The sequence below is a fragment of the Lentibacillus sp. CBA3610 genome, from assembly GCF_013373365.1.
Classification (GTDB): Bacteria; Bacillota; Bacilli; order Bacillales; family Amphibacillaceae; genus Lentibacillus.
Window position 1 is genome coordinate 679,676 of the sequence record NZ_CP035925.1, and the last position, 11,740, is coordinate 691,415.

General features: G+C 41.2%; 15 protein-coding genes. 10 read left to right on the forward strand and 5 right to left on the reverse strand.

Translation table 11 applies throughout. The features are described 5' to 3' along the window. The first annotated feature begins 63 nt into the window (after positions 1-63). The 5 genes from copZ (at position 64) to Len3610_RS03470 (ending at position 4,003) form a co-directional block, all read left to right on the forward strand. The gene (gene copZ, locus Len3610_RS03450) at positions 64-270 is read left to right on the forward strand and encodes a copper chaperone CopZ (RefSeq protein WP_176446724.1); all 207 of its coding nucleotides are present in this window, start codon (positions 64-66) and stop codon (positions 268-270) included. A 93-nt stretch (positions 271-363) separates the two neighbouring features. After that, on the forward strand, positions 364-531 hold the full coding sequence (locus Len3610_RS03455; protein WP_176446725.1) for a DUF3231 family protein: 168 nt from the start codon (positions 364-366) through the stop codon (positions 529-531). 158 nt (positions 532-689) lie between these two features. After that, on the forward strand, positions 690-2,831 hold the full coding sequence (locus tag Len3610_RS03460; protein WP_176446726.1) for a catalase: 2,142 nt from the start codon (positions 690-692) through the stop codon (positions 2,829-2,831). A 168-nt stretch (positions 2,832-2,999) separates the two neighbouring features. Beyond that, a complete protein-coding gene (locus tag Len3610_RS03465; RefSeq protein WP_176446727.1) occupies positions 3,000-3,503 on the forward strand; it encodes a CBO0543 family protein in 504 nt (167 codons plus the stop codon). Between the two features lie 20 nt (positions 3,504-3,523). Then, the gene (locus Len3610_RS03470; protein ID WP_176446728.1) at positions 3,524-4,003 is read left to right on the forward strand and encodes a CBO0543 family protein; all 480 of its coding nucleotides are present in this window, start codon (positions 3,524-3,526) and stop codon (positions 4,001-4,003) included. 11 nt (positions 4,004-4,014) lie between these two features. On the opposite strand, the gene Len3610_RS03475 is transcribed toward Len3610_RS03470, so the two are convergent. The 3 genes from Len3610_RS03475 to Len3610_RS03485 all read right to left on the reverse strand — a co-directional run bounded on the left by Len3610_RS03475 (position 4,015) and on the right by Len3610_RS03485 (position 6,791). After that, the gene (locus Len3610_RS03475) at positions 4,015-4,836 is read right to left on the reverse strand and encodes an ABC transporter permease (RefSeq protein ID WP_176446729.1); all 822 of its coding nucleotides are present in this window, start codon (positions 4,834-4,836) and stop codon (positions 4,015-4,017) included. 15 nt (positions 4,837-4,851) lie between these two features. Then, the gene (locus Len3610_RS03480; RefSeq protein WP_176446730.1) at positions 4,852-5,766 is read right to left on the reverse strand and encodes an ATP-binding cassette domain-containing protein; all 915 of its coding nucleotides are present in this window, start codon (positions 5,764-5,766) and stop codon (positions 4,852-4,854) included. Between the two features lie 716 nt (positions 5,767-6,482). Next, positions 6,483-6,791: a TIGR04104 family putative zinc finger protein gene (locus Len3610_RS03485; RefSeq protein ID WP_176446731.1), complete on the reverse strand. Its 309-nt coding sequence runs from the start codon at positions 6,789-6,791 to the stop codon at positions 6,483-6,485. Between the two features lie 270 nt (positions 6,792-7,061). Between Len3610_RS03485 and Len3610_RS03490 the strand changes: the two genes are divergently transcribed. Further along, positions 7,062-7,334: a hypothetical protein gene (locus Len3610_RS03490; RefSeq protein WP_176446732.1), complete on the forward strand. Its 273-nt coding sequence runs from the start codon at positions 7,062-7,064 to the stop codon at positions 7,332-7,334. 61 nt (positions 7,335-7,395) lie between these two features. Here the strand turns inward: Len3610_RS03490 and Len3610_RS03495 are convergent, their stop codons facing one another. Together Len3610_RS03495 and Len3610_RS03500 are read right to left on the reverse strand one after the other, a co-directional pair. Continuing rightward, on the reverse strand, positions 7,396-7,824 hold the full coding sequence (locus Len3610_RS03495; protein ID WP_176446733.1) for a hypothetical protein: 429 nt from the start codon (positions 7,822-7,824) through the stop codon (positions 7,396-7,398). After that, positions 7,811-8,026 carry a helix-turn-helix transcriptional regulator gene (locus Len3610_RS03500; RefSeq protein WP_176446734.1) on the reverse strand — a complete coding sequence of 72 codons (216 nt, stop codon included), beginning with the start codon at positions 8,024-8,026 and terminating at the stop codon, positions 7,811-7,813. Before Len3610_RS03500 ends, Len3610_RS03495 begins: the two co-directional genes overlap by 14 nt. Positions 8,027-8,210: 184 nt before the next feature. On the opposite strand from Len3610_RS03500, the gene Len3610_RS03505 reads away from it, so the two are divergent. The 4 genes from Len3610_RS03505 to Len3610_RS03520 all read left to right on the forward strand — a co-directional run bounded on the left by Len3610_RS03505 (position 8,211) and on the right by Len3610_RS03520 (position 11,393). Beyond that, the gene (locus tag Len3610_RS03505) at positions 8,211-8,453 is read left to right on the forward strand and encodes a hypothetical protein (RefSeq protein ID WP_176446735.1); all 243 of its coding nucleotides are present in this window, start codon (positions 8,211-8,213) and stop codon (positions 8,451-8,453) included. A 14-nt stretch (positions 8,454-8,467) separates the two neighbouring features. Continuing rightward, positions 8,468-8,749, forward strand: coding sequence for a UPF0175 family protein (locus Len3610_RS03510; protein ID WP_176446736.1), 282 nt, complete (start codon positions 8,468-8,470; stop codon positions 8,747-8,749). Between the two features lie 935 nt (positions 8,750-9,684). Beyond that, positions 9,685-9,912 (forward strand): hypothetical protein, encoded by a 228-nt coding sequence (locus Len3610_RS03515; RefSeq protein WP_176446737.1) that lies wholly within the window; start codon positions 9,685-9,687, stop codon positions 9,910-9,912. Positions 9,913-11,027: 1,115 nt separating this feature from the next. Next, positions 11,028-11,393, forward strand: a complete 366-nt coding sequence (locus Len3610_RS03520; RefSeq protein WP_176446738.1) for an ASCH domain-containing protein — start codon at positions 11,028-11,030, stop codon at positions 11,391-11,393. The last annotated feature ends 347 nt before the right edge of the window (positions 11,394-11,740 follow it).

Consider the following 11,740-nt stretch of genomic DNA (forward strand, 5'->3'; position numbering starts at 1 on the left):
CCTCCACAGAAGGTTAAGGTTAGGAGCCTTGATTACAAAACTTATAAAAAGGGGAGATTTATCATGCAAACAACTCTGGATGTCAAAGGAATGACGTGCGGTCACTGTGAAAGTGCTGTTAAAGGAGCACTTGAAGAGATAGAAGGTGTTCACGGTGTTGAGGTGACACTCGATACAGGTAAAGTCAATGTTACTTACGATGAAGCCATCGCGAACATCGAATCAATGCGCGAGGCGGTTGAAGAGCAAGGCTATGATGTCGTGGTATAAATACAGAATAACCGGTTCCCATGATTGGGATCCGGTTATTTTTTTTGCTTATTTTAAATTAGAAAAGGGGTCCCGGGAGTAGCAGGGATATCAATGTCAAGATCTCTGAGACATGATATTCATGCCAAATATGCAAAATTTATCGGTGAAATCGGATTATATTCCAATCAAGGACAGAAAATGATGATTGGAAACGGTTGGTTTGAAAAGTCCTCATTGGCTTTTGACCGGAATAAAGCTGTCAGGAACCCGCTCGAGTAGACGATTTTGAACATTTCTACAATATAGTCGGACGCCACTGTCTTGTTTTGTTTAAAAGTCTCTCGCATAAAAAATCAAAAATGCCGCAAAACTATACTGGATAAATTAATTTGGGAATCTGGTATATATCAGGTACCACGAGAATGGGAGGAACATATATGGCAAAAGACAATCAAAAGAAGCCTGCAAACCAGCCTCATCAGCAGAATGCGAAGTCCAAGCAATTGGATCAGTACCGTAAAGACCACAAGAACTCCACACTCACTACGAATCAGGGAATGCCTGTTTCGAACACAGCTGATTCATTGAAAGCCGGAGAACGTGGTCCCACATTAATGGAAGACTTTCATTTCAGAGAAAAGATGATGCATTTTGACAACGAACGCATACCTGAACGTGTGGTGCACGCGCGGGGGTTTGGTGTGCATGGTTATTTTCAGGTCTATGAACCACAGACAGAGTTGACAAGTGCCAAATTTCTGCAGGACCCATCCGTGAAAACACCCGTATTTACCCGCTTCTCAACCGTTGTTGGACAAAAAGGTTCTGATGATACGGTTCGTGACGTCCGCGGGTTTGCGACGAAGTTTTATACAGAGGACGGCAATTATGATCTGGTTTCCAACAATATGCCGGTCTTCTTCTTTCATGATGCGATGAAATTTCCGGATTTTGTGCATTCGATTAAACCGGAACCGCACAATGAAATGCCACAGGCAACGGCGGCACACGATACGTTATGGGATTTTGTGGTCAGTAATCCGGAAAGTGCCCATATGATGATGTGGCTGATGTCAGACCGAGCCATACCTCGAAGCTTCCGGATGATGGAAGGGTTTGGCGTTAATACGTTCCGGTTTGTCAATGCCGAGGGGAAAGGACGATTTGTCAAATTTCACTGGAAGCCCCTGCTTGGTGCACATTCACTTGTCTGGGATGAATCCGAAAAATTGAGAGGCGCAGACCCTGATTTTCTCCGCAGGGATTTGTGGGATGCAATCAATAATGGTGATTATCCCGAATTTGAATTGGGCGTACAGATCCTGGAGGAAGAAGATGAGTTTGCGTTTGACTTCGATATTTTGGATCCGACCAAATTATGGCCGGAAGAACAGGTTCCGGTCAAGAAAATCGGTAAAATGACACTGAACCAGAATCAGGACAACTTTTTCGCTGAGACGGAACAGGTAGCCTTTCATCCGGGTCATGTTGTACCGGGAATTGATTTCAGCAATGACCCGATGCTGCAAGGACGACTATTTTCGTATTTGGATACACAGCTTCTGCGTTTGGGCGGCCCGAATTTTGCTGAAATCCCAATCAACCGTCCGATCGTCCCGGTGAAAAATAACCAGCGTGAAGGTTTCCATCGTATGTCGATTGATAAAGGAGCTGTCTCTTATTCAGCCAACTCGATGAGAGGAAACTCACCAGAGCCGGATCCCGAAAATGGTTTTAAGCATCATGCTGAAAAAGTTGAAGGACGAAAAACACGCAAGCGGAGTGACAGCTTTAACGATCACTACAGCCAGGCAACGCTTTTCTGGAATAGTATGTCATTTCCGGAACAACAGCATATTATCAAAGCCTTCCATTTTGAAGTTGGCAAAGTGAAGGATAAAACAATCAGACAGCGTGTTGTGGACATGTTCAATAATGTCGACGGACAACTGGCTTCACAAATTGCTATGGGGATAGGTGTCAACCCACCGGAAAACCCTGGAGGCAGTGGTGAAACAACATCTTCACCGGCTCTCAGTCAGGAAAACACCATTAAATCTGCTACCACAAGAAAAGTCGCCATCCTGATTGAAAACGGATTTGATTTGAAGGATGTCGACCAGGTGACAACAGAACTTGGCAGCGCCGGACTCCAATATGACATCATCAGCAAACATCAGGGAATGATTACGTCCGCGGACGGGAAACAGATCGAAGCCAATAAAAGTTACGCTATCAGTAATTCCGTGATGTACGACGCTATTTATATTCCGGGCGGCAAACAGTCAACCGATCAGCTGATGTCGCACAATGACGCGAAAACATTCGTCAACGATGCGTTCGTTCATGCTAAAACAATTGGAGCCGCCAATTCCGCTGTTGATTTACTCATGATCTCGGAAATCAAGCAGATCACCCTGGCTGATAAAAATACACCAAACACAGTCGCAACGGATATGGGTATTGTTTCGATCCGTGATTCACGCGATTTGAGCGCATTTTCGCATGAATTCATCACCAATATTGCCCAGCACCGCCATTGGGCAAGGGAAAATAAAGATGGAAAAATGAGCGGTTAACAGTATTAAGCACCCTGAGCACCCTTTGGCGTGATGGTCAAAGGGTGTACTGCATTCAACGGTTTAATCAGAAATCAAACAAACCCTGTCGCAGCTAAACCGGGAATACCGCACGCACTACATTCCACTGATTAACCAGGAAGTTATTTTACATATAGGGGAATTCATATGCATATCTTGATAATTATTTTGGTTCTCATAGCGGTATGGCGCAAGTCAGATTGGTCCCGCTTTCATCAATTCCATGCGACGATGATTTATATGGGAACCATGAATTTATTATATATCTACTTCACAACAGATTATCCACTGTGGACGCTCCACTCAAACATAGGCTTGCCCGAACCAATTCTCAACCTGCTTTACACATTTATCGTTTTTCCATGTACAGTTATCATGTTCTTATCAAGGTTTCCGGGTGGATGGCTGCATCAAGTGTACTATGCTGGAAAATGGGTTTTGGTATATTTTGTATTTGAGTGGATCGGGTATCACGCCGGGGCCATTGACTACAATAATGGCTGGTCACTCATCTGGTCATTCCAGTTTTTGATCGTGATGTTTCCGATGCTGCGGCTGCATTATGTGCGGCCATTTCTCACTTATGGACTGTCCGTTATTATTATTGCCATTTTACTTTCCATATTTGAGGTGCCTTGGTTGAATAATTAATTGTTACGGGAGGTGTTAGCATGGAAATGGTTTTACTTTGGCTGTTTTTCATTTCAGGCTTAATCCTTTTATACATAGCATTAAAAAAACCACCGCTCAGGAGTTGGCTGTTATGTCTGTTGACTGCAGCATTTTTCACCACATTTTTAGGAGATTTAGTTGTGAAGTATAACTTGCTCTCTTATCCTGTACAACTGTTGCCCAAATTTCAGTCCAGTGTTCTTTACGAGTATTTGCTGCTGCCGCTTATGTGTGTGTTTTTCTATCAGACGAGTTACCATAAAAATGTGCTTAACTGGTGCTGGCAGGCACTCGTATATAGCAGTGTTTTAACTGCGGGTGAAGTGTTACTGCAACAAAACACCGATCTTGTCCATTACATCAACTGGAGTTGGTTTCACTCACTGTTGAGCCAGTTTTTGCTGTTATTGTTTATCCGCTGGCTGATGTGGCTGATTAATGATGTTGCGCAGAGGAGAGGGAGGAGCCGGGGAGCGTAATTGTCTGACACTTAACTGTTTGCTCGCCTGAAACTTAAGGTGGCAAGCAAAATCAGCAGCGCAGTGAACCCCAGCAAAAAGAAAACTTCGCCGGTCATGGTTACAGGCTGGCCAAAAAATGTAAGATTAAGGCCCATTTCCTCCCTGACGGCCGCATTCAGGCTCTCCACATCAATCATAATATGTTTCATCAGGTCAACGCCATAGGTGACCGGGTTCAGTGTCACAAGGAAACTGACCCATCCGGGCATATTATTTAGCGGGAATAAGGCACCGGACAGAAAGATCATCGGCATAACAAGGATGTTTACGACCAGCTGAAATCCTTGCATGGAATTAAGCAGGCTTGCCACAAGCAGACCCAGTGACGAAAAGGCGCAGGCAATCATAAACATGACGGGTAGTATTTGGAAAATCGAAACCAGATCAATTCCTATGCCAAGCACAGGGAGGAGCACAAACATCATGACACCCTGCAAAAAAGCGACAGAGGCTGAGCCAAGCATTTTGCCAATTGCGATATTTACCCGGGACACCGGTGACACAAGAATTTCGCGCATATAACCAAAATCACGATCCTGTATAATTGAAAGCGATGAAAAAATGGATGTCATCAGCAAGGTCATCGCCACGATTCCCGGGAAAATAAATTCTGTGTAATTGAAGTTCTCTGTATTGGTTCCCGAACTAACTAATGACTCCATCGAACCACCCATTCCGATGCCAAATACCACCAGAAACAAAATAGGCATGGAAAAAGATCCGACCATCCGCGGACGGTCTCTGAAAAACTTGATAATATCACGCTGCCAAATGGCGATAATTCCTTCCACCAATCATCCCTCCTCTTAGTCTCTGATTTCACGACCCGTAAATGACAGAAAAACATCGTTTAGTGTAGGTTTTCGGATATCCAGTCCGGTTAGCGGTGTCTTTAGTGTTTTGATAAAATTGGAAACAAATGCATCGCTGTTTTCCACTTTGCAATAGATGACATCGTCTTTGAGCGATAAATCCACCACATTGAAATAATCCCTGATTTCCTTCATGGCCGCTTCATTGTCGCTTGTGGTGATTTCGATAATATCGCCGCCGAGCTGCTGTTTTAACCGTTTGGGGGTATCAATCGCAATAATTTCCCCATGATCCATAATAGCAATACGATCGCTGATTTCTGCTTCATCCAGGTAGTGGGTTGTCAGGAACATCGTAATATTTTCTTTTTCTTTCAGCTTTAAAATATATTCCCAGACATGAGCACGCGTTTGTGGATCAAGCCCGACTGTCGGCTCATCAAGAAACAGCACCTTTGGATAGTGGAGCAGCCCGCGGGCAATTTCCAAGCGACGCTGCATGCCGCCGGAGAATTTCTCTACCAACGTGTTGATGCTTTCCTGTAAATCCACAATTTCCAGCACCTCATCGATCCGGTGTTTACGGGAAGCGTGAGGCACCCCATAGAATTTGCAATGCAGCATTAAATTTTCCTTGGCGGTCAGCTTTTCATCCAGCGTATTTTGCTGGAAAATGATTCCGATGCTCTCCCGCACCTGGTTCTGCTGCTTTATGACATCATAGCCATTGATTGTGACTGTCCCACTCGTAGGCTGCAACATAGTGGATAAGATATTGATTGTCGTGCTTTTCCCTGCTCCATTCGGTCCAAGAAACCCGAAAATTTCGCCTTGTTTCACATAAAAGCTGCTATTGTTGACAGCCTGGAAAGATTTATAACGTTTATTTAAATTATGAACCTCGATCAATGCGGATCCCCCCTTTTTGCTATGCTTCCTTATATCAGACTCACATGGACAGACCTGATTACAAGAGTAGAAAGTTATTATCTACAGGATAAACTTTTCAGGTCCAGCATGCTACTTTTCCGCTCTCATTAACGGCACAAGATAAGATTTTTGTTATGTTAAAATTGCCCCTTGGAACAAGTATTCCAAAGGGCAATGAAGTAAAGAAACTGCAATTAGATTCTACTGTTCATGTAAAGCTGCGTCAACCTTATGTGCTAACTTTTGCAGTAAGGGAACACGGGTTTCAGTTCCGGGAGAGATTACTCAATAGATTCCTGCAAATTGTAAACCGTATCTAACAAATCCCTAATACATACCGAAAATGAACGAAACGTCAGAGAGAAGAGGTCTCTCGGCCGAAATACATACCGAAAGTGAACGAAATGTCAGAGAGAAGGGGGTCTCTCGCCAAATACAACCGAAAGTGACGAAACGTCAGAGAGAAGTTCTCGGCCGAAAATACAACCGAAAAGTGAACGAAACGTCAGAGAGAAGGGGTCTCTCGGCCGAAATACATACCGAAAATGAACGAGACGTCAGAGAGAAGGGATCTCTCGGCCGGAATACAGGCATAATGATGAATCCGGGTAATTGTAATTTTCCACCGTATTTATTCCATACAGATCTACAATTGCAATTTGGGCGCTCACGATTTCGAAAATTCCTTCTTGCCCTTATCTATCAAAAAAGTTAATATACTCTTCCTTATTGCTTATCTCCACTAAAAACGGAAAAAGTGACATAGCCAACAGGAAGAAAACAGCAAGTGAGATCAGCACGTGAATTCCTGGTTCAAAGAAAAGGTTCAGCAATAAAGGCAGCAGGATAACAGGCGTTAATAAAGCGCATTTTGTTTTTGATTTTTGTGTTTGGTATTGTTTTTCTCCACAGTAAGGGCAAGTTAATGCAGGGTCTAGTGTGGTTGTTTTTTTGATCGTTTGTTTCCATCCCCGTTTATGATTATAGTTTTCACAAGTTGGCATTTAAATTTCCCCTTCCCCGCGAATTGATTTGTACTGGTTCAATTTTAACATAATGACTTTCCTTCATTTTAAATCCCGGAAATTTTTTTATTTTTCAAATTTAACACTTCGATATCACGCTAAATAACATTGAAAATAACAAGCATTTTACAGATGGGAAAGTTTCGTTCAAACGCCGATAAGGTTTCCACATTGATACATATCGACCAGCATCCGAAGAATAATATATATAACCTTTCATTCAACTAAAAAACCACGGAGGTGACATATATGGTACAGCAGAATTTACGTGAGCAATTACAGCAGGCAAGCCGGAAAATACACGATGCTCAGGAGTCCGCACGTCAGGCACAAGGCTCAGATGAAGAATTTCTGGACCAGGCTGAACAGCAGCTTCAGCAAGCTGAACAGCAATTACAACAAGCTCAGCAGGTGGGAAGAGAAGCGACTGAAAACCCGCAATTTCAGCAGGCGTATGAACAGCTGCATGACACGCGCCAGCAAGTACAGGAGGCGCAGCAGAATAATCATGATGTATTGTGAAAATGGTTAAGGGATATCATCGGGGATATCCCTTAAATTAATGTATCATATAAAATAATAGTCAAGAATCTTCGGCGCGTTTTTTCCGCAGATAATAAATATATGAGTACGGTGCAAGAAAGCAAACAAATGTGATACTACCAACTATCAGCGCTCCACTGATACTGTTATTATCCGGCCCAGACTGTGACAGAAGTGCTAAAACAATACCGATTGCCATTGACACGAGTACACCCCAATAATAAGGCTCGGGCTTTTTCTTCTTTGCATCATCATACACATCCACTGAAATCCTCATATTGAGCCATGTCAAAATGATGACGGTCACCATAAAGACAGACCACAACGGATTATCTGTCATGGCGCTTAAACCTTTCGTTATGACATCGTAAAGTAAAATGGCAATAATCCCGACACTTTGCACCAAAAAAGCGACCCGAATATTTTTCAGGTTTTGCAGGATCAAACGTTCATCTTTAATCTTTCTCATGTAACTGCTCCTTTCCAATCCAAAATAATTCATCCAGCGACTTATTCACTGCATAGCAAATTTCCAGGCACAATTTCAGCGTCGGATTATATTTACCCTTTTCAATCAAGCTGATGGTCTGCCGGGTGACACCGACTTTCTCCGCTAATTGTGCCTGAGTCAAATCCATTTCGACGCGGGCTACCTTTACTTTATTTTTCACGTTGTCGATCCTCCTTGAGATTATAGTAACATATATATTACATTTTGTGTGTTATACCTCCTCCTACCCCTACAATCGAAACAAATCCGAAAAAGGGGGCGTCTTCACAAAAAATTTTCCCGATGTAATCCTGCCTGAAATGTATTATAATAGAAGGAAAGTACCTGTTGTGGAGTGTATGGGGATGAGCAATTTTTCATTTTTACAGGCATATTCGCCGCTCTTGGCAAACCTCGGGCAAACGGCGGAGCGGAATATTCATGAGGACCCGAACACGACGCTGATCAAGCTGCGTCTGTTTGGGGAGACGATGACAAAATTTATGTATGCGCTGGAAGAACTGGATGAGGACGAAATCATTCACGAGCCGTCAGACAATAGACATCTTGATGAATACCATTTCCATATAATAAACGAAAGGAGTTGAATCAATAATGCCAAATGAATCGTTCAGTTGATTTGCCTAAGGAATTCCTGCCAATTATCAACACCATGGAAGGAACCGATACTGATAATAAAATTAAAGAGACACTTGCAATTGGTTTATTTGTTGAAAAACAGGTGACGCTTGCAAGGGCAGCTGAATTAGCGGGGAAACCTATGACTGATTTTATTGAATTGTTGCGTTCAAAAAAAATACCATGGATGGAATATACGGATGAACACTTGGAAGATGATAGACAGGTGATTCAGGAGTTATCACGGGATTATGACGATGAATAGAATACAGTTATCGTCAATCACACCAATTATTGGTTTATCGATTTAGTGATAAAGTTGCTGACTGATTTTTATTTGATAAAGTTTTATGCTCCTGAGGCAGTTTATCAAGAAAGTTATAGAGGTGAAAGCGTCTAACGATATTGGCAAGGATGAATTGAAAAATGAAATTAGAAGTGGAATATTACATTTGTATTATGTTGAAAATAGTACGTTGGTAAGAAACTATATGGCAAACTTCATATGGGAGAATTGGAGGTAAATTGTAGGGCGCTAAGGACTTGATGTTGATTTGTTATCATAGAATGTGCAGCCAGAAAAGTAGCAAAAGTCATTCCTTTTACGGCCTTAATAGGGTTAGTAGGTATTTTCTGATTTTAGCCAAAATAGGGAATAAGATAAGACTAGTGAAACCTACCTGATACTTTACAAAGTATGATTTATAATTTTTCAAAGAAGCTATCGAAAGCACTGAGCAGCCAGGTGAAAATATTGAGTAAAAAATTTCGTTCACATTATAACATCATGTTTAGATGATGAGAAGGCTGACAAAACGAAGAAGTCGTTTTTTTCAATTTAATATGAAATACATGACGGAGCTAAACACGGAATTCCTCTTATTGATCCGCTTTTAAATTGCCGGATAAACTCATAACTTTTGGTATCGTTTCGTAGTTGTGATTTGCAAAAGGAGCAGGAAAATAATTTTAATTAAAAAGCTAACGTAAAAATTTAGATGGAGAATGCATGATAAACTTTAACTTACTTTTGTATTATTATGAATAACAGTGCTATGCGTTAATAATTATATTTGGCCGCATTTGGAGCCCTGATGTTTTTGATGAATTTTCTTTTTCCAGTTGCAGCACTTGCTATTTTTTTATCTTGAGTAAAAAATTAGCTGTCAAAGAACGTTCCTATCAACCAAAGGATATTGAATGCTGGTCATTTTACAATATTCAAAAATCATGATTCAAAAGCCGCTATTTAAAGGTGATGAGCAGCGGGGTTATGTGAAACGTTATTTTCCACAGAAATGGCAGTATGTATTTGGCAGATATTTTTGGTTCCAGTTGGGTACTTATTACTGGATTCAAATTGACCGGGATTGTAATATGAAGTTACGTGGGTATCATGGAAAGTGGTTTACGCAGCAGGATAGGTGAAGAATTTATAAAAAACGGGGAGCAAATAGGTGAAGGCATATACACAGATTAATAATCTGAAAACACGACAAATTAAAGAAGCTATTGAACATAGGTTTTACGAGACAACGTATTTATCACACGCATCGACGATACACTCACTCAAAATGAAGCGTTACTTGGTTCATTAAAACGTAATCAATATCATGAGTGGTGTACAAGTAATCAACGCACAAAGAGACCGACCGAATATATTGGTCGCATTAATGCTTCATTCTTATTATTTCAAATAAAAGAAGTGCTTAAATTATTTCCCCGATTCAATTAGCGAGAGTTTCCTGACAATGAAAATGAATTGTGCTGAAAATAAAATGCTGAATACATAAGCACATAATGAAGCAAGAATTTTAAACCTATAAAAGGAGTGTTCATCATGGTTGGCGTAGAAATTGATATGATTGTTACAGACAGCTTGAAGGCACTGGATTATACGAAAAATATTTGATATCGAGCGTGTTGAGGTGACCATTTTCAAAAGGTGAAAATGAAAGTCATTTTTCTTCTGTATGGCGTGCGCTTTCATATGCTGATGAAATCCGCAATTTGAAATGATCGCCAAGCCGGATAAACCGCAAACAATTTGTTCAACATATGGTCCCTGACATCACGGAAACTTTTTCAAAAGCCATGGGTGCTTGGCTGCACTGAGAAACAACCAGTAACTGAACTGTCTGATTTCGGAGTGTCCAATGCTATTTTCAGCGATCCTTTCGGCTATCAATGGATGCTGCACCAAATACATGAAGAAGTAAGTTTTGAAGAACGCGTACGGCTTTGGGAGGAAAAAAGGGAGGATTAATAATTGGCGCATTATTACCTCCGTCCATGAAAATGCTGTATTTGTAAACAGTTTCGTATGCCGCAATTTGGATCAGTGAGCGGTAAAAGCACGTTCTTCTGAAACGACTTAAGTGGCTTCAGGAAAAACTCACATGTTAGATAGTAAAGTAGATTATTTGGTCAGAAAGTTGGTAGAAAATATGGGAATCAATTCTGTCAGCCAGTATGGGAGGACTCGAAACACACCCAAGCGCACCAACAGATTATGAGCATGGGCCTTTGGTGACTCCAAAGAAATGGCTGATGAACTTGCTGAATTGGTGTTGGAAGGAACGAAAACAGCAACAGCATCCAATTATACCTTGTACCAGTTGGAAGAAGAGCCGTTACCGTTTGTTGGCCTTCACAATATTATTCTCGACGGGGAAGGTGAAGCTGTTGCCATCGTTGAAACCACGTCCGTGGAAGTTGTTCCGTTTGATGAGGTCACCGAAGAATTTGCCTATCTGGAAGGAGAGGGAGACCGTACATTAAGGTATTGGCATGAGGTTCATGAAGCTTTCTTCAAGAAAGAATTGGAGGATGTTAATCGAGCGTTTCATTATAAAATTCCGGTTGTATGTGAAAAATTTAAGCTGATTTATAAAGGGGAAAGTGAATAAATAATACGAGTGGATATTTGATCAGGGGTTCTTAAATGGGTGTTTTTTAGGGAAAGATGTTGTTGATATTCCTCTAAGAGCTATTATTGAAAGTGATAAAGAAGTTAATGTAACAATTTACTTTAGCAAAATATTAGACCAAAGAAAATAGACTTCCCTGAGTTTAGCAGCCGGGTGAGGTCTATTCCTTATTGCGCTTACCCCTCTTAATGGGGAGCGGCTGATTGCTGACCGGAGATATTGACGTATCTTCGGTCTTTATTATTTTATGAACTTTCTAGTTTTATTATAACATAAAAAGCACTTTTGCAAACCAAAACGCTTGAATTGATGAAAAATTGCCATAA